Genomic DNA, 18,240 nt, shown 5'->3' with positions numbered 1-18,240 from the left:
CGGCCCGGGCGCGTCAGGGTTCCGTCAAAGACGGGCCCGCCGCCGGGCCCGGCGCCCCCGTGCCGTGCCGGCCCGCCGTAAGGTCGACGCTGCGTGAACGGCAGACCGGAAGACAATGAGGCCATGGGACGCGGCAAGCTTCGGATCTACCTCGGTGCGGCACCGGGCGTCGGCAAGACGTACGCGATGCTGTCCGAGGCGCACCGTCGCGTCGAGCGGGGCACGGACTGCGTGGTGGCCTTCGTCGAGCACCACGACCGGCCCCGCACCGAGGTGATGCTGCACGGCCTGGAGCAGGTGCCGCGCCGGGAGATCGACCACCGGGGCGGCACGTTCACCGAGATGGACCTGGACGCCGTCCTCGCCCGCCGCCCCCAGGTCGCCCTGGTGGACGAACTCGCCCACACGAACGTCCCGGGCTCCCGCAACGCCAAGCGCTGGCAGGACGTGGAGGAACTGCTCGCGGCGGGCATCGACGTGATCTCCACCGTCAACATCCAGCACCTGGAGTCCCTCGGCGACATCGTCGAGTCGATCACCGGCGTACGGCAGCAGGAGACCGTGCCGGACGAGGTGGTGCGGCGGGCCGACCAGATCGAGCTGGTCGACATGTCGCCCGAGGCGCTGCGGCGGCGGATGGCGCACGGCAACATCTACCGGCCCGACAAGGTCGACGCCGCGCTGTCGAACTACTTCCGGCCCGGCAACCTGACCGCGCTGCGCGAGCTGGCGCTGCTGTGGGTGGCCGACCGGGTCGACGCCTACCTCACCCGCTACCGCAGCGACCACCGGGTGTCGGCGATCTGGGGCTCGCGCGAGCGGATCGTGGTCGGGCTGACCGGCGGCCCCGAGGGGCGCACGCTCATCCGCCGGGCCGCGCGGCTGGCCGAGAAGGGCGCCGGCGGCGAGGTGCTGGCCGTCTACATAGCCCGCAGCGACGGGCTGACCTCGGCCTCGCCCAAGGAACTGGCGATGCAGCGAACCCTGGTCGAGGACCTTGGCGGAACGTTCCACCACGTCGTCGGCGACGACATACCGGCCGCGCTGCTCGCCTTCGCCCGGGGCGTGAACGCCACCCAGATCGTGCTGGGCTCCTCGCGCCGCAAGACCTGGCAGTACGTCTTCGGGCCCGGCGTCGGCGCCACGGTCGCCCGGGAGTCCGGGCCCGACCTCGACGTGCACATCGTCACCCACGGCGAGGTCGCCAAGGGCCGCGGGCTGCCGGTGGCCCGGAGCGCGCGCCTCGGACGCTCCCGGCGGGTGTGGGGGTGGATCGCCGGTGTCGCCGGTCCGCCCGCCCTGGCGGCGCTGCTGAGCGCCGTCGACCTCGGCCTCGCCAACGACATGCTGCTGTTCCTGGCGCTGACGGTGGCGGCGGCCCTGCTCGGCGGGCTGCTGCCCGCCCTGGCCTCGGCCGCGGTCGGCTCCCTGCTGCTGAACTACTTCTACACACCGCCCCTGCACCGGTGGACCATCGCCGACCCGAAGAACATCGTCGCCATCGTGATCTTCGTGGCCGTCGGCGCGGCGGTGGCCTCCGTCGTCGACCTCGCCGCCCGCCGCACCCACCAGGCGGCCCGGCTGCGCGCCGAGTCCGAGATCCTGTCGTTCCTCGCGGGCAACGTCCTGCGCGGCGAGACCGGCCTGGAGGAGCTGCTGGAACGGGTCCGGGAGACCTTCGGCATGGAGTCGGCGGCCCTGCTGGAACGGGCCGGCGACGTCGAGCCGTGGACCTGCGCCGGCCGGGTGGGCCAGGGACGCCCCGTGGAGCGGCCCGACCAGGCGGACGTCGACGTGCCGGTCGGGGATCACATGGCGCTCGCGCTGACCGGGCGCGTCCTGCCCGCCGAGGACCGCCGCGTGCTGGCCGCCTTCGCAGCCCAGGCAGCCGTCGTCCTGGACCGCCGCCGGCTGCGCGAGGAGGCCGACCGGGCCCGCGCGCTCGCCGAGGGCAACCGCATCCGTACGGCGTTGCTGGCCGCCGTCAGCCACGACCTGCGCACCCCGCTCGCCGGGATCAAGGCGGCGGTGTCCTCCCTGCGCTCCGAGGACGTCGAGTGGTCCGAGGAGGACCGGGCGGAACTGCTGGAGGGCATCGAGGAGGGCGCCGACCGGCTCGACCACCTCGTCGGCAACCTGCTCGACATGTCCCGCCTCCAGACCGGCACGGTCACCCCGCTGATCCGCGAGATCGACCTGGACGAGGTGGCGCCGATGGCGCTCGGCGGCGTACCCGAGGGCAGCGTCGTCCTGGACGTGCCGGAGACCCTGCCCATGGTCGACGTCGATCCCGGGCTGCTGGAGCGGGCGATGGCCAACCTCGTCGAGAACGCCGTCAAGTACAGTCCGCCCGACGCGTCCGTGCTGGTCGCGGCCAGCACGCTCGGCGACCGGGTCGAGGTGCGGGTGGTCGACCGGGGGCCGGGCGTCCCCGACGAGGCCAAGGACCGCATATTCGAACCCTTCCAGCGCCACGGTGACGCCCCGCGCGGCGCCGGGGTGGGCCTCGGGCTCGCGGTGGCGCGCGGCTTCGCCGAGGCCATGGGCGGCACCCTGAACGCCGAGGACACGCCCGGCGGCGGGCTCACCATGGTCCTCACGCTCCGCGCGGCGGGAACGCGCCCGGAGCCTGTGCTCCCGGCGGAAGAACCCCTGGCAGAACCGGAAAGGCAGGCCTCATGACCCGCGTCCTGGTGGTCGACGACGAGCCGCAGATCGTGCGCGCCCTCGTGATCAACCTCAAGGCACGCACGTACGAGGTCGACGCGGCCCACGACGGTGCCACCGCCCTGCGGCTCGCCGCCGCCCGCCACCCCGACGTGGTCGTCCTCGACCTCGGGCTGCCCGACATGGACGGCGTCGAGGTGATCAGGGGGCTGCGCGGCTGGACGCGGGTGCCGATCCTGGTGCTGTCCGCCCGGCACTCCTCCGACGAGAAGGTCGAGGCGCTGGACGCGGGCGCCGACGACTACGTCACCAAGCCGTTCGGCATGGACGAGCTGCTGGCCCGGCTGCGGGCCGCCGTGCGCCGGGCCGAGCCGGGCGGGGGCGGTGAGGACGACGTGGTCGTGGAGACCGACGAGTTCACCGTCGACCTGGCCGCGAAGAAGGTCAACCGCGCCGGCCGGGACGTCCGGCTGACCCCCACCGAGTGGCACCTGCTGGAGGTCCTCGTGCGCAACAGCGGCCGACTGGTCGGGCAGAAGCAGCTGCTGCAGGAGGTCTGGGGCCCGTCGTACGGGACCGAGACGAACTATCTGCGCGTGTACATGGCGCAGCTGCGGCGGAAGCTGGAGGCGGACCCTTCGCACCCGAAGCACTTCATTACGGAGCCGGGGATGGGGTACCGGTTCGAGAAGTAGGGGGCCTCGCCCCAGGGCTACGGAGATGTCGGCGGGCCCCGGTACGCTTCAGATATGAGTGCTGTTCCTCGTTCTCAGAAGCCGGCGGGCCGGTTCCGGCGCATGCTCGACCGGCTCTCCTCGTCGCAGGAGGACCTGGAGTCCGAGGAACTGCGGGAGGACTCCGAGACCACCGGCTGTATCCGGATCGGAGACTGCCAGGACCGCCAGATAGTGACGGTTACTGGTACCTTGCGCACGGTCACCCTGCGACCGCGCGCCGGAGTCCCTGCCCTGGAGGCCGAGCTGTTCGACGGATCCGCGGCGCTGGACGTGGTCTGGCTCGGCCGGCGCTCCATCGTGGGCATAGAGCCGGGACGCAAGCTGATCGCATCCGGCCGGGTCTCGATGAGCCGGGGCCGCCGGGTGCTGTTCAATCCCAAGTACGAACTGAGACCCCTCGGACGGGAGTAGCCGGTGACGTCGCTCGACAAGCCGACCGAAGAGAATTCTGCGGACGACGCCCGGGCGGTGACCGAGGCCGCCCTGTTCGAGGCGTTCGGCGGCGTGCGGGGCATGGTCGAGACGGTGGTGCCCGGCCTGCTCTTCGTCACCATCTACACGATCAACAAGGACCTGCACCTGTCGGCGATCGCGGCGCTGGCCGTGTCGCTGGTGCTGGTCGTGGTCCGGCTGGTGATGAGGGACACCGTCAAGCACGCCTTCAGCGGTGTCTTCGGCGTGGCCTTCGGTGTCGTCTTCGCGATGATGACCGGCAACGCCAAGGACTTCTACCTGCCCGGCATGCTCTACACGCTGGGCCTCGGGCTCGCGTACGTGATCACGGCCCTGGCCGGGGTGCCGCTGATCGGGCTGATCCTCGGCCCGGTCTTCAAGGAGAACCTCTCCTGGCGCACGCGGAACCCGGGCCGCAAGAAGGCGTACACCAAGGCCAGTTACGCCTGGGGCGCGATCCTGCTCGCCAAGTGCGCGATCCTCTTCCCGCTGTACTGGTGGGCCGACACCACGCAGCTGGGCTGGGTCCTGGTCGCCCTGAAGATCCCGCCCTTCCTGCTCGCGGTGTGGCTGACCTGGGTCTTCCTGGCGAAGGCGCCCGCGCCCATCGACGTGTTCGCGGAGATGGAGGCGGAGGAGAAGGCCGCCGAGGAGAGGGAGCGGCAGGCCGCCGCCCGGTCCGCCGAGTAGGTACCTGAAGCGAGGAAGGGGCGTCCCGGGAAGCCGGGACGCCCCTTCCGCATGACCGCGGGGCCCGCTCAGCTCGCCGCGCTGTCCCGGCGTACCGACAGCAGGTCCTCCAACTGCTCCTCGCGGGCCTGCGCGGCCACGAAGAGCAGCTCGTCGCCCGCCTCCAGGGAGTCCTCCCGGGAGGGCGTCAGGACGCGCGTGCCGCGGATGATCGTGACCAGGGACGTGTCCTCCGGCCACTCCACGTCCCCGACCTGCGTGCCGGCCAGGGCCGACTCCTCCGGCAGGGTCAGCTCGACGAGGTTGGCGTCGCCGTGGCTGAAGCGGAGCAGGCGGACCAGGTCGCCCACGCTCACCGCCTCCTCGACGAGGGCCGACATCAGGCGCGGGGTGGAGACGGCGACGTCCACGCCCCAGGACTCGTTGAACAGCCACTCGTTCTTCGGGTTGTTCACCCGGGCGACGACGCGCGGAACGCCGTACTCCGTCTTGGCCAGCAGCGAGACGACCAGGTTGACCTTGTCGTCGCCGGTCGCGGCGATGACGACATTGCAGCGCTGGAGCGCCGCCTCGTCCAGGGAGGTGATCTCACAGGCGTCGGCGAGCAGCCACTCGGCCTGCGGGACGCGCTCGACGGAGATGGCGGTGGGCGCCTTGTCGATCAGCAGGACCTCGTGGCCGTTCTCCAGCAGCTCGCCCGCGATCGAGCGGCCGACCGCGCCGGCACCGGCAATGGCGACCCTCATCAGTGACCGCCCTCCTCTTCGGGACCCTTGGCGAACGCCGCCTCGACCGTGTCGACCTCGTCGGTGCGCATCATCACGTGCACCAGGTCGCCCTCCTGCAACACCGTCTGCGAAGTCGGCAGGACCGCCTCGCCGAGCCGGGTCAGGAACGCCACGCGCACGCCCGTCTCCTCCTGGATCCGGCTGATCTTGTGGCCGACCCAGGCGGTGGAGGTGTGCACCTCGGCGAGCTGGACGCCGCCGGTGGGGTCGCGCCACAGCGGCTCGGCGCCGGAGGGGAGCAGGCGGCGCAGCATTTGGTCGGCCGTCCAGCGGACGGTGGCGACGGTGGGGATGCCCAGGCGCTGGTAGACCTCGGCGCGACGGGGGTCGTAGATGCGGGCGGCGACGTTCTCGATGCCGAACATCTCACGGGCCACGCGCGCGGCGATGATGTTGGAGTTGTCACCGCTGGAGACGGCGGCGAAGGCGCCGGCCTCCTCGATGCCCGCCTCCCTCAGGGTGTCCTGGTCGAAGCCGACCCCGGTGACGCGGCGGCCGCCGAAGGAGGACCCCAGGCGGCGGAAGGCGGTGGGGTCCTGGTCGACCACGGCGACCGTGTGGCCCTGCTGCTCCAGGTTCTGGGCCAGGGCGGAACCCACCCTTCCGCAACCCATGATGACGATATGCATGGCCTCACACCACGCTTCCCGCAGGCCCTTCGGCCCGCGTCAATGCTCTGCTCATGTCTCTCTCTCGGCTCGCCGGGCAGCACGTCGCGGCCTTCTGTGCGGGCCGCCAGGCACCATCATGCCGGTCCACGCCTGACGTGATCCCGTTCAGCGCCTGGGGGCCCGGCTGGTCGCCTGTCTCCAACGTATAGGCAAAGCCCGACGAGCCCACCAGGGCCCTCCGGACGTCCGGTTGCCAGGCCCGGCATCAGCCGGACACCTCGACCACGGCTTCCGGGCGGGACGTGCGATGACCGCCCCGGGAGAGCAGACCGACGAGCAGCGCGCCGCAGACGAGGATGCCGAAGGCCACCCAGAGCGCCACGGTGTAGCCGTGCACCGTCCCGGCGTCGAGCGCGCCCGGGCCGCTCCCGTGGTCCTCGAGGTACGACGTGGTGACGCTGGTGGCGATGGAGTTGAGCAGGGCGGTGCCGAACGCGGCTCCCACTTGCTGGACCGTGTTGTAGGCCGCCGACGCGACGCCGGCCTCGGCCGGGTCCAGCTCGACCGTGGCCGTATTGGTCGCCGTGGCGAGCAGACAGCCGAGGCCGATACCGGTCAGGATCATCGACGGGGTCAGGTACACCGTGAACACGTGGGAGCTGCCGACCTCCAGCCGGGTGAGGATCAGCATGCCCGCGGCGGACGACAGCAGGCTGCCCGCGATCAGGCCGTTCGGGGCGACCCACCGGTGCAGCCTGCCGGCGATGAACATCGCGCCGACGGTGGTGCTCACGGCATTCACCAGCAGCGTCATGCCCGCCTTGACCGGTGAGTAGCCGAGGATCGTCTGCGTGTAGTAGCTCACGAAGAGGTAGAAGCCGAACATCGCGGCGAACATCAGGCACACGGACACGAACGCCGTGCCGCGGACCCGGTGCACGAGGATGCGCAGGGGCAGCAGCGGATGCCGCGTCCTGGCCTCGACCAGGACGAACAGGCCCAGCAGGAGCACCCCGGCGACGAGCAGGGCCAGCACCGTCGGGTCGCCCCAGCCGTGCGGTTCCGCCTGGGTGAAGCCGTAGACCAGGGCGACCAGGCCCGCGGCGCTGAGCAGTACCCCGGGGACGTCCAGGTGGCGCAGGGTGCCGCCCGGACGGTCGCGCATGATGAGAGGGACGCCGATCAGGGCGATGGCGGTCATGGGGATGTTGATGTAGAGGCACCAGCGCCAGTCGGCGTACTCGGTGAGCAGTCCGCCCGCCACGACGCCCAGGGCGGCGCCGCCCGCGCCGACGCCCGCGAAGACGCCGAACGCCTTTCCGCGCTCGCGCCCGTCGGTGAAGGTGAGGATGAGCAGGGACAGCGCCGCCGGCGCCAGGAGCGCGGCGAAGACGCCCTGCCCGGCACGGGCCGCGAAGAGCGTGGGCGCGTTGCCGGCCGCGCCGCCGAGCGCCGAGGCCAGCGCGAAGCCGGCCAGGCCGATGGTGAAGGCCCGCCGGTGGCCGATCGCACCGCACACCCGCCCACCCACCAGCAGGAGGCCGCCGAACGCGAGGGCGTAGGCCGTGATCACCCAGTGGCGGTCGGTGTCGGTCATGCCCAGGGCTTCCTGGGCGGAGGGAAGAGCGATGTTCACGATGGTCGCGTCCAGCACGACCATCAGCTGGGCCAGGCTCACGACCGGAAGGGTCCACCAGCGCCTCTTGGACCGCGCCGACGGTGGTGCTTCTCGCTGGATCTCTGTCACGGCTACTCGCACTATGGTCGGGTTACTCGAACGTTGGTCTAGTGACAGGGACTCTACTGCAACTCCGCGCAGCCGTGCCCTTACGCAGGAGCCGGTGGAGAGGGCATGGGTGGCCTCAAGTGGCCGAAAACAACGGGAGTTTCGGTGCTCCGGAGGAAAGGGGCGGTGAAGGCCGGACGCTCGCGCCGAGGCGCGCGTCCGGGCGTGCGAGACTCGCCCGGAACGCTGAGTGACGCGATGTGCACCCTCGGGGGTGAGCCGCATGAAACCGGAGGTGAACGTCATGGCGGGCAAGGAACGCTCGAGGGGCCAGGCCGGAGCGGGAGTCGGCAACGTCTGGCTGCGCTCCCCGCGGGCCAGGCAGGGAGAGCCGCCACTGACGCGGGAACGCATCGTCCGGGCCGCCGTCGCCCTGCTGGACGAGGAGGGGATGGACCGGCTCACCATGCGTCACCTGGCCGAACGGCTCCAGGTGGGCGCCACGACCCTGTACTGGCACGTGGCCACCAAGGGCGACGTCATCGATCTGGCGGTCGACGCGATCTTCGGGGAGACCTCGCTCCCGGACCGGAGCGCCGAAAACCCCCGGGACGACATCGTGATCCTGGTCAACACCTGGCGGCAGGCGATGCTGCGGCACCCCTGGGCCGCCACCCTGCCCGCGCGCCAACGGCCCCTGATGGGTCCGAACTTCCTGGCCTGGATGGAGTTCCTGCAGTCCGCGCTGGTGCGTGCCGGGCTGACCGGCAGACAACTCAACGCCGCCACATGGGCCCTGTACAACCACGTGATGGGTGCCACGGCCACCCAGTCCAGCCTCCAGCTCTCCGCCGAGGAGGCCCGGCTGGGGCAGGAGTACCTGCAGAGCCACAGTGACCGGTATCCGACCGTCGCCGCGAACAACTACATCTCCGATGTCGACTGGGACACCAGCTTCACCGTGGGACTGGAGTTGCTGCTTGACGGGATCGAGGCACAGACCGGGGGCTGAGCCCCGGGCCGCGGCGGGCGGGGCGGATCAGCGGCGGCCGATGCTGCGCACGCTCGCGAGTGTGAGGATTCCGAGGGCGACGAGTGCGGCTACGGCACCGATCAGTTCTGCGGACGTGTGCACGAGAGCTCCTGAAGTGGCGAGGGTCAGGTCACGGGCAGGCTCAGTCATATAGGCATGAGAACCGGATGACCTGCGGAATCCACAGCCGCACAGGCCCCTGAATTCACTCGGAGAGCAGAGGGAACGCCGATGGGGGGTGGCGGGTGGGCGGCCCCGCAATCGAACGCTTACGATCCTCTGTTGTGTCCAAACTGACCGACGTGCCCAAACGGATCCTGATCGGGCGCGCACTGCGCAGTGATCGGCTCGGGGAAACGCTCCTGCCGAAGCGCATCGCACTCCCCGTCTTCGCCTCCGACCCGCTGTCCTCCGTGGCGTACGCACCCGGCGAGGTGCTTCTCGTCCTGTCGATCGCGGGCGTGACGGCGTACCACTTCAGTCCGTGGATCGCGGTCGCGGTCGTCGTACTGATGTTCACCGTGGTGGCCTCGTACCGGCAGAACGTGCACGCCTACCCCAGCGGCGGCGGCGACTACGAGGTGGCGAACACCAACCTCGGCCCCAAGGCGGGTCTCACGGTCGCCAGCGCGCTGCTCGTCGACTACGTCCTCACCGTCGCGGTGTCGATCTCCTCCGGCATCGAGAACCTCGGCTCGGCGATCCCGTTCGTGGTCGAGCACAAGGTGCTCTGCGCGATCGGCGTGATCGTGCTGCTGACGCTGATGAACCTGCGCGGCGTGAAGGAGTCGGGCTCCCTCTTCGCCATCCCGACGTACGTCTTCGTCGCGGGCGTCTTCACGATGATCGCCTGGGGCGCCTTCCGCGGACTGGTCCTGGACGACACCATGCGGGCACCCACCGCTGACTACGTCATCAAACCCGAGCACCAGGGCCTGGCCGGCTTCGCCCTGGTCTTCCTGCTGCTGCGCGCCTTCTCCTCCGGCTGCGCCGCGCTCACCGGCGTCGAGGCGATCTCCAACGGCGTCCCGGCCTTCCGCAAGCCCAAGTCCAAGAACGCCGCGACCACCCTCGCGCTGATGGGCCTGCTGGCCGTCACCATGTTCTGCGGCATCATCGCGCTGGCCGCCGCCACCGACGTCCGCATGGCCGAGAACCCGGCCCGCGACCTCTTCCACAACGGCGTCCCGCTCGGCGCGGACTACGTGCAGAACCCGGTGATCTCCCAGGTCGCCGAGGCCGTCTTCGGCAAGGGCAGCTTCCTGTTCATCGTGCTGGCCGCGGCCACCGCGCTGGTGCTGTTCCTCGCCGCCAACACGGCCTACAACGGCTTCCCGCTGCTCGGCTCGATCCTCGCCCAGGACCGCTACCTGCCGCGCCAGCTGCACACCCGCGGCGACCGGCTGGCCTTCTCCAACGGCATCGTGCTCCTCGCGGGCGCCGCCGGGCTGCTGGTGTGGATCTACGGCGCCGACTCCACCCGCCTGATCCAGCTGTACATCGTCGGCGTGTTCGTGTCGTTCACGCTCAGCCAGACCGGCATGGTCCGGCACTGGAACCGCCACCTGGCCACCGAGCAGGACCAGGCCAAGCGCCGCCGCATGATCCGCTCGCGCGCCATCAACGCCTTCGGCGCCTTCTTCACCGGCCTCGTGCTGGTCGTCGTCCTCGTCACCAAGTTCACGCACGGCGCCTGGGTCGCCTTGCTCGGCATGGTGATCTTCTACGCGACGATGACGGCCATCCGTAAGCACTACGACCGGGTCGCCGAGGAGATCGCCGCCCCCGAGGGCCCGAGCGACGACAGCGTACGGCCCTCCCGCGTCCACTCCGTCGTCCTGATCTCCAAGATCCACCGCCCCACGCTGCGCGCCCTGGCCTACGCCAAGCTGATGCGCTCGGACACGCTGGAGGCGGTCAGCGTCAACGTCGACCCGGCCGAGACCAAGGCGCTGCGCGAGGAGTGGGAGCGCCGCGGCATCGACGTACCGCTGAAGGTCCTCGACTCGCCCTACCGCGAGATCACCCGGCCGATCATCGAGTACGTCAAGAGCCTGCGCAAGGAGTCGCCGCGGGACGCGGTGTCCGTGATCATCCCCGAGTACGTCGTCGGCCACTGGTACGAGCACCTGCTGCACAACCAGAGCGCCCTGCGCCTGAAGGGCCGGCTGCTGTTCACGCCGGGGATCATGGTGACCTCCGTGCCGTACCAGCTGCAGTCCTCCGAGGCGGCCAAGCGGCGGGCCCGCAGGCAGCAGGAGTGGAACGCGCCGGGGTCGGTGCGGCGGGGGCCCGCGCAGGAGCGGACCCGGGAGTCCTCGGAGCCCAAGTCCTGACCCGGGGCCTTGTGGAACGGTCGTGAAACGGCCGGGCGGCAGCCACGTAGACTGGTGGGCTGTTGTCCGGCCGTTTTCCGTACGGCCCGTCGCCCTCTCGTATTTTGGAGTCACCCCGCCATGCAGGCAGAACCGAGGAAGTCGCTGGTGGGGGAGGAGTACGAGGTCGAGGTCGGCCCCGTCGCCCACGGCGGCCACTGCATCGCCCGTACGTCCGAGGGCCAGGTGCTGTTCGTGCGGCACGCCCTGCCGGGTGAGCGGGTCGTGGCGCGGGTGACCGAGGGCGAGGAGGGCGCGCGGTTCCTGCGGGCCGACGCGGTACGGGTGCTCGACGCCTCCAAGGACCGGATCGACGAGCCCTGCCCCTACGCCGGGCCGGGCCGCTGCGGCGGCTGCGACTGGCAGCACGCCAAGCCGGGAGCGCAGCGGCGCCTGAAGGCCGACGTCATCGCCGAGCAGCTCCAGCGGCTCGCCGGGCTCACCCCGGAGGAGGCCGGCTGGGACGGCACGGTCCTGCCCGCCGAGGGCGACAAGGTGCCCGCGGGGCAGGTCCCGGCCTGGCGCACGCGCGTCCAGTACGCCGTCACGGCCGACGGCCGGGCCGGTCTGCGCCGGCACCGCTCGCACGAGGTGGAGCCGATCGACCACTGCATGATCGCCGCGGAGGGCGTCAGCGAGCTGGGCATCGAGAAGCGCGACTGGACCGGCATGGACTCCGTCGAGGCGATCGCGGCGACAGGCTCGCAGGACCGGCAGGTGATCCTCACGCCGAAGCCGGGCGCGCGCCTGCCGCTGGTCGAGCTGGACCGCCCGGTGTCCGTCCTGCGCGTCGACGAGCGCTCCGGCGGCGTCCACCGCGTCCACGGCCGCCCCTTCGTCCGCGAGCGCGCGGACGGCCGGACCCACCGCGTGGGGGGCGGCGGCTTCTGGCAGGTCCACCCGAAGGCGGCGGACACCCTGGTGACGGCGGTCATGCAGGGCCTGCTGCCGCGCAAGGGCGACATGGCCCTCGACCTGTACTGCGGAGTCGGCCTCTTCGCGGGCGCGCTCGCCGACCGCGTCGGCGACAAGGGCGCGGTCCTCGGCATCGAGTCCGGCAAGCGCGCGGTGGAGGACGCCCGCCACAACCTCGCCGACTTCGACCGTGTCCGCATCGAGCAGGGCAAGGTCGAGAGCGTGCTGCCGCGGACGGGCATCACGGAGGTCGACCTGATCGTCCTGGACCCGCCCCGCGCCGGAGCGGGCCGCAAGACGGTGGAGCACCTGTCGTCGCTGGGGGCCCGGCGGATCGCGTACGTGGCGTGTGATCCGGCGGCGCTGGCGCGGGATCTGGGGTACTTCCGGGACGGGGGGTACCGGGTGCGGACGCTGCGGGCGTTCGATCTGTTTCCGATGACGTCGCATGTGGAGTGTGTGGCGATTTTGGAGCCTGCTGAGAAAGGACTCTGACCTGCGGTTCTTCTGAGTTGCTCAGGCACTGCCAGGTGGGCTCGACCTGTTTCCCGGAATACATCACATGGAGCTGGCACTTCAGCTCGCGGCATCCTCGTCCGTCCGGCGGCATCCTTGAAGGTGACACGGCCCGGCTCGTCGTGAGTGAAGGAGATGACGTCGCCGAGCGGCAAGCCCTGCGTCCTGCTCGGCCTAGAGCGGCGCCAACCGATTTCGTTGGTGCTCGGTGAGCAGTTGACGCGTGGCCTCGGACGCAGGTGCGATGTCGAGCGGCGAAAGCCGTGGGCAGGGGGCGCGCGGCGTCGGTGAGGCTTCAGCCCACTACGGCGCCGTGCTGGGCCAGGTCCATGCCGGTAGCTGTGCCTGCCCGCCCTGGGTCTTCATCCTTCCAGTAGGTCGCTGACATAGTCGCGGAGTTGAGGAGGAAGGTCGGCGAGAACGATCTCCCGCAGAGGTGCGATGTGCTCAAGGCCGACATGGCCGGTGGACGTCAGTTCGATGAGAGCGTGCAGTTCGGCTTCCAGGGCGGAGTTTTCCTTTTCGCAGACAGCGGTTGCCGCCAGCAGTGTCGCCAGAGCCGACGCCTGGGCGGGTGTGTACGCACCCAGGTGGTCGGTCACTTCGTCGGCCGCGCGTTCTCGTGCCTGCGCATCTGCTTCCGAAATCATTCGCGCGATACCGATGAAGTCGTGAGACTTCAATGCGAAACACCCGTTCGTCACTAGTACGGAAGTGGAAATCGAGCCGGCCAGGGGATGTGTGTGGCATGGGCCGCGTCCGGATTGTAATGGGGACTGTTCGGGTTGTGGACCTGTCGGTGATACAGGTTCCCCGCGTCGTCCTGGTATTTCCCGCCGATCGATATGCGGTAGATATCCCCGTTTGCCGCGTTGGAGCCAGCGGGGGCGGTTCCGTCCTTGTCGTGCACTCGAAGGCGAACCATATTGCCCGTCTCGGGGTCTTCCCACTTGTATTCCACCCCCTTCTGCGCACCACCGTGGGGGTCCGGCTTCAGTACCCGCATATCGGCACCGTCGGGAACGATGTCGAGCGGGTTGTGACCGCGCACATCCCAGCCACCCCCTTCGACGCGGGAAGGATAGGGGGACAGGCCCAGCGGGTCGGCCCATACATGTGGGTTGACCACATACGCGGTCGGATTGGGAGCGCACTCCAGACCCAGTGGATCCGTGCTGAGATAACGGGCCGTCGCGGGATCGTAGTGGCGGAAGACGTTGTAGTGGAGGCCGGTCTCCGGATCGTAGTACTGGCCGGGGAACCGGAGCGGGGTATAGGCAGTGCTGGCGTTCGTCCATGCGGTGGTACCCCACAGCGTGCTCCGGGTGCGCCAGGCTATGTCACCGTTCTCGTCGACCAGTTCGGTGGGGGCGCCGACAAGGTCGGTGGCGATGGCGAAGAAGCGGCGGTCCATCTCCTCCTGCGGGGCGTCCGAGGAGAGGATGCGCTCGGTCTGGGCCACCGGCGCCAAGCCGTGGTGGTCCCATGTGAGGGCCACCCGATGGAGCATGTCCTGAGACACCATGGTCTCTTCACACAGAGCCGCACCGTCCCAGCTGAACAGGACTTCCTCGACGACCGTCTCGCCGTCGGCGGCGAGGCGCTGCTTGGCGGTGCGGCGGCCCAGTGGGTCGTATCGGTACCGCCACCGAGTCCCGTCGGGCGTGACGACGGAGGTCACGCGGCGATGTCCCATGTGTAGCGCCACGTGTCCGCCTTGCGGGACAGGCGAGTCCGCCGGCGCAGCGTCACGCGACCGAGAGCGTCGTGTTCATAACGGATGTTGCCGGCGCGGGTGAGGGTGGTGCCCATGTACGACCGGGAACCGGTGGCCTCGTGACCCGGGTGGGATGGCGACCAGTACGCCTCTGTCTGGTTACCGCTCCCGTCGTAGGTGTACCGCTCGCTCCAGCCGTCAGCGGTCACGGAGGTGACGCGGCCGACCGGGTCGATGTCGAAGGTGCGCGTGCCCGAGAGTTGATCGGCGAGCTCGAGGAGGTGGCCGTCGCCGCGGTAGGAGTACGCCCGGCTGTTGAGGGTGCGGCCGTGCGCGGTCGGATGCTGGCCGGCCAGCCGCCCCGCCTTTCGGTTGAGCCGGCCGCAGCGGTCGTAGCGACGTATCAGTTCAGTGTCCGGAGCGGATGCGTGAACGAGCCGACCCGCCATGTCGTAGGCGTACTCGGTGACCTGGCCTCCGGCGTCCTTGCGGACCAATCGGCCCAAGGAATCGTAGGTGAGGGAGATGACGTCGCCGAGAGTGTCCACACGTGCCGTCAACTGTCCCGCCGGGTCGCGACGGTAGAGGAGGGTGCGGCCGTCGAAGTCGGTCTCGGCGGTCAGGCGTCCCGCTGCGTCGTAGGTGTAGCTCCAGTGGAGTCCGTGGGGGGCAGTGACCTTGGTGAGACGCAGGGCGGCGTCGTGCTCGAACTCATAGCGGGCGCCGTCCGGGTAGGTACGGGCACTGAGCAGGTCGAAGTGCGTGTATTCGAAGCTGGTCACCCCGCCGACCGAGTCGGTGTGGTTAAGGCAGTTGCCCTCGCCGTCGTACGTCCACGACGCAGTGGCACCGCCTGGATCGACACGTTGGGCGAGACTGCCGTCAGCGTCCCACACGAAGCGGGTGACTCCGCCGGCCGGGTCGGTGGTCCGCACGACTCTGCCGAGGGCGTCACGTTCCAGGCGGGTGGTGCCGCCGGCCGGATCGATGACCTCCACCGGGCGACCGGCGGCATCGCAGCGGACCATGGTGGTTGCACCGAGGACATCGGTGACGGAGGTCATACCGCCGGCGTCGTCACAGGTGTAGCGGGTGGTATGTCCCACCGGATCGGTGACCGCGATCCGGTTGCCGCGCTCGTCGAACTCCTGCGTACGGCGGGCACCGTCCGGCTCGCTGATCTCCACGGGCAGCCCGAGCGGACCGTAAGTGACGCGGACTTGACTGCCGTCGGGCCGGGTGACCGCTGAGAGTCGGTCGTTGGCGTCGTAGGTGTAGGCGGTGGTGCGTCCGAGTGGGTCGGTGCGGGTGAGCAGGTTGCCGCGGGTGTCGTAGGTGAAGCGGGTGGTGTGGCCGAGGGGGTCGGTGGTGGCGATCACCCGGCAGCGGTGGTCGATGAGGTGGCGGGTGCTGTGTCCGCCGGCGGTGGTGAGTGTGGTGGTGCGGTGGCCCGTCTCGGGGTCGGGTTCGGTGTAGGTGAGGGTGATCTGGACGTGGCCCGCTTCGCCGCCTTCGGCGATGACGCGGTCGCGGTCGTCGTAGACGTAGTCGTAGCGGCTGTTGTTGGAGTCGATCCAGGCGATGACGCGGCGGCGGTCGTCGTAGACGAAGGTGGTGGTTGCGCCGGAGGGTTTGGTGACGGTGGTGAGGTTGCCGGCCTGGTAGCCGTAGTGCATCAGGGGCAGGTCCGCGCCGCCTTCGCCCGCGCCGGCCAGGGACAGGGCGGTGATCCGGCCGTCGGCGAGGGACAGCTTCACCTGGTGGCCCGCCGAGTGGACCAGGGCCAGCGGGAGGCCGTCCTCGGTGCGGTCGAGGGTGATGGTGTGGCCGTTGCGTTCGGTGATGCCGGACAGCCATGCGATGCCGTCGTCCCCCGGTTCGCTGCCGGGCGGGGCGGTGAAGTGGAAGGTCAGGCCGCTGTAGGGGTCGGTGACGGTGTAGTCGCCGTCGGCGTCGCGGGCCAGCAGGGTGCGGGCTCTGCCAGATGACGGGGTGGTGGGCGCGCCGGGGACCGGGTGCGGGTACGGGATGAGGAGCCCGTCGGCGGTGACGTGGACGACTCCGATGGCGTCGATGCGCAGATGTTCGTCGACGGTGGACGTCCAGGAGGGGCCGAGGAAGCGGCCGACCGCGCAGCCGGACTCGGTGCGGCGGGTGAAGGTTTGACGCATGCGGCGGGTGTTTGACGCACGTGCTGACGTGTCGTCAGGTGTCTTGGCCGCAGGTCGGGAGCCCAAGAGGGCTGGGATCTGGCCGAGGGCTTTGCCGAAAGCTTGCCGAGTCAGTAGGAGTTGAGGCCGTGCGGACTCCAGTGGCGGAGGAAGGGCCGCAGGTCGTCAGGACGGTTCAACGGCGTCAGCGCCAGTACCGCCCCGCCACCCGTCTCCACTGCCGGCCCGTTCGTCGAGGAAGTCGCGCAGGACAACATCGATGTACCGGCCATCGCCAAGCGCCTGTCGGCCTGGTTCCCCGTTTCCTGACGTTCGGCGTCGTGAGGTACGGGACGGCGAGTGGGGTTCCCTGAGCGGTGCTGGCTCCTGGCATTCCGCCCGGGCGTGCTGGCCCCGTCCTCGGGAGCGTCCCTTGCGCAGGTTGATGCGGATGGCGGCAAGCATCTCTAGGACTTTCGAGAGGCGGGGCAGAGGGTCCGCTCGCCGCCTTCCCGCCTGAGGCGGAGGTCAAGGGGCTCCGGCGGTTTCTTCCCGACGAACATCCGCCCCCCTTTTCCCAGCGGTCACGGAATGCGCCGTCCGTGCCTCTCGCGCGGCCCTCTGTGCGCACTGAGCTTCGGCTTCGTAGAGCATGCGGACCTGGCGGGCTCGGTGCCGAACTTTGGATCCGAGCGCAGTGCGTCCCGCAGAAGGCGACAAGATCCGTAAAACTATTGATGACGATGACGCGTCTGCCGCACCGAGGACGCGTGCCCAGCGAAACGACCGACTCATGGACTGGCCCCTGCTTCGGCACGGAGACGAACGGCGGACCGTGTTCGCCGTCGAGTCTGAGCGCTCCGTGCCGCGAGACGATTTTCGCCGGTTGCAGACGGAAGGGCTGCTCGCTCGGGCCGGCGACTGCGCTGAACAATGATGCGAAGCCTCTGGTCGAGACGGATTTCTAGTCGAAAATCCATCTGCCAGGGGCTTCACCTGTCAGTCAGCCCGACTGGCCAACCTGCAGCCAGGTTGGAAAACGCTCACCGTCTGAAACGAAAGGCATGACAAAGATCTCAACAGGTCCTGATTTCGCGGAGCATCTCTTCCTGGACGTCGGGCGGGCACAGCAGTACGGCCTGAAAAGTGACCTTCTCCTGGCCCGGAAGCTCGGGCTGTTCCGCCCAGAACTGAACGGCGTCGTTCAGGGCGCGGAAGAGGATTTCGCGCTCTTCGGCACTCTCGGAAAGCACGGCGTCGGCGCCATCGATGGTAAGGAGGAAATGCTTGGCGCTGATCCAGTGTAGATCGGTCAGACAGTCCCGCAGTGCGTTCCAGTTCCAGCCGAAGTGGTCCGGGAGTCGCAGTGCCTCGTAGAACTGAGTGAACACCCCGTCGGAGTCGTGCATTTCCTGTCCTCGCATCCGGGCCGAGTGGATCAGTCCGGTGGGAGGCAGGGCGCGCGCAACGGAGAGCGAGGAGTCGGTCGGAACGACGCAGACTTCTTCCTCGTTCCGTCCCCACCAGGTGGCGTTGCTCATCGGCCGGTCTCCATCACGATGTACGTCTGATAATGGGTCGGGGTGAGTACGTCCGATCCGTCCGACCCGGTCACGACCCTCTCACCGCCCCATTTTTCGGGTCGTCGATCGACGATACCATGCCTCATCCGTATAGCGGATATTATTCCCCCGGCTATCGAATTCGGGAAGTTTGTAGGTGCCGTTCTTCCCGGTGTTCTCGAATGGCTTGGGGGTGGACGGCACCACGACCGGATTCGGCCTAGAGTGTGCCGCGGGCGCGCTAGGACGAAACGAGCTGAAACGCGCCGCTCACCAGTCGACTTGCTTGCTGTGGCGCCA

The 18,240-nt window shown here is 69.6% G+C and carries 12 protein-coding genes and 3 pseudogenes; 8 read left to right on the top strand and 7 right to left on the bottom strand.

Annotation, left to right across the window (positions count from 1 at the left end):
• The first annotated feature begins 123 nt into the window (after nt 1–123).
• Genes ABZ386_RS14975 through ABZ386_RS14960 form a run of 4 tightly spaced genes read left to right on the top strand, consistent with a single transcriptional unit; the run spans nt 124 to nt 4,547 of the window.
• A complete protein-coding gene (locus tag ABZ386_RS14975; RefSeq protein ID WP_356500049.1) occupies nt 124–2,682 on the top strand; it encodes a sensor histidine kinase KdpD in 2,559 nt (852 codons plus the stop codon).
• Nucleotides 2,679–3,362 carry a response regulator gene (locus tag ABZ386_RS14970; protein WP_351347712.1) on the top strand — a complete coding sequence of 228 codons (684 nt, stop codon included), beginning with the start codon at nt 2,679–2,681 and terminating at the stop codon, nt 3,360–3,362. Before ABZ386_RS14975 ends, ABZ386_RS14970 begins: the two co-directional genes overlap by 4 nt.
• A 54-nt stretch (nt 3,363–3,416) precedes the next feature.
• Nucleotides 3,417–3,815 carry an OB-fold nucleic acid binding domain-containing protein gene (locus ABZ386_RS14965; protein ID WP_114255762.1) on the top strand — a complete coding sequence of 133 codons (399 nt, stop codon included), beginning with the start codon at nt 3,417–3,419 and terminating at the stop codon, nt 3,813–3,815.
• A gap of 3 nt (nt 3,816–3,818) precedes the next feature.
• Nucleotides 3,819–4,547 carry a DUF3159 domain-containing protein gene (locus ABZ386_RS14960; protein ID WP_351347710.1) on the top strand — a complete coding sequence of 243 codons (729 nt, stop codon included), beginning with the start codon at nt 3,819–3,821 and terminating at the stop codon, nt 4,545–4,547.
• Between the two features lie 68 nt (nt 4,548–4,615).
• On the opposite strand, the gene ABZ386_RS14955 is transcribed toward ABZ386_RS14960, so the two are convergent.
• The 3 genes from ABZ386_RS14955 to ABZ386_RS14945 form a co-directional block, all read right to left on the bottom strand.
• Nucleotides 4,616–5,293: a TrkA family potassium uptake protein gene (locus tag ABZ386_RS14955; protein ID WP_010035052.1), complete on the bottom strand. Its 678-nt coding sequence runs from the start codon at nt 5,291–5,293 to the stop codon at nt 4,616–4,618.
• Nucleotides 5,293–5,964, bottom strand: coding sequence for a TrkA family potassium uptake protein (locus tag ABZ386_RS14950; protein WP_003993522.1), 672 nt, complete (start codon nt 5,962–5,964; stop codon nt 5,293–5,295). The genes ABZ386_RS14955 and ABZ386_RS14950 overlap by 1 nt, the downstream gene beginning before the upstream one ends.
• 247 nt (nt 5,965–6,211) lie before the next feature.
• Complete coding sequence (locus ABZ386_RS14945) at nt 6,212–7,606, bottom strand: MFS transporter (RefSeq protein WP_358964907.1); 1,395 nt, start codon at nt 7,604–7,606, stop codon at nt 6,212–6,214.
• A 349-nt stretch (nt 7,607–7,955) separates the two neighbouring features.
• On the opposite strand from ABZ386_RS14945, the gene ABZ386_RS14940 reads away from it, so the two are divergent.
• The 3 genes from ABZ386_RS14940 (at nt 7,956) to ABZ386_RS14930 (ending at nt 12,490) form a co-directional block, all read left to right on the top strand.
• On the top strand, nt 7,956–8,684 hold the full coding sequence (locus ABZ386_RS14940) for a TetR/AcrR family transcriptional regulator (RefSeq protein ID WP_355716749.1): 729 nt from the start codon (nt 7,956–7,958) through the stop codon (nt 8,682–8,684).
• A 305-nt stretch (nt 8,685–8,989) separates the two neighbouring features.
• Nucleotides 8,990–11,041: an APC family permease gene (locus ABZ386_RS14935; protein ID WP_351347705.1), complete on the top strand. Its 2,052-nt coding sequence runs from the start codon at nt 8,990–8,992 to the stop codon at nt 11,039–11,041.
• A 120-nt stretch (nt 11,042–11,161) separates the two neighbouring features.
• Entirely contained in the window at nt 11,162–12,490 is a 1,329-nt protein-coding gene (locus ABZ386_RS14930; protein ID WP_355716743.1) for a class I SAM-dependent RNA methyltransferase, read from the top strand.
• Between the two features lie 383 nt (nt 12,491–12,873).
• Here the strand turns inward: ABZ386_RS14930 and ABZ386_RS14925 are convergent, their stop codons facing one another.
• From ABZ386_RS14925 to ABZ386_RS14915, 3 genes and pseudogenes are all read right to left on the bottom strand, one after another.
• Nucleotides 12,874–13,194, bottom strand: a complete 321-nt coding sequence (locus tag ABZ386_RS14925; RefSeq protein WP_356500047.1) for a hypothetical protein — start codon at nt 13,192–13,194, stop codon at nt 12,874–12,876.
• A 20-nt stretch (nt 13,195–13,214) separates the two neighbouring features.
• A pseudogene (locus tag ABZ386_RS14920) lies at nt 13,215–13,538 on the bottom strand (polymorphic toxin type 30 domain-containing protein); the annotation flags it as partial.
• A 51-nt stretch (nt 13,539–13,589) separates the two neighbouring features.
• A pseudogene (locus ABZ386_RS14915) lies at nt 13,590–16,387 on the bottom strand (RHS repeat-associated core domain-containing protein); the annotation flags it as partial.
• 183 nt (nt 16,388–16,570) lie between these two features.
• Here ABZ386_RS14915 and ABZ386_RS14910 point away from each other — a divergent pair.
• Nucleotides 16,571–16,708: pseudogene (locus tag ABZ386_RS14910) on the top strand (toxin); the annotation flags it as partial.
• A gap of 746 nt (nt 16,709–17,454) precedes the next feature.
• Here the strand turns inward: ABZ386_RS14910 and ABZ386_RS14905 are convergent.
• The gene (locus ABZ386_RS14905) at nt 17,455–17,919 is read right to left on the bottom strand and encodes a barstar family protein (RefSeq protein WP_355716740.1); all 465 of its coding nucleotides are present in this window, start codon (nt 17,917–17,919) and stop codon (nt 17,455–17,457) included.
• Nucleotides 17,920–18,240 lie beyond the last annotated feature (321 nt).

The sequence above is a fragment of the Streptomyces sp. NPDC006140 genome, from assembly GCF_040628815.1.
Classification (GTDB): Bacteria; Actinomycetota; Actinomycetes; order Streptomycetales; family Streptomycetaceae; genus Streptomyces.
The sequence above is the reverse complement of the archived record's forward strand: the minus strand, read 5'-3'. Positions and strand labels throughout refer to the sequence as shown.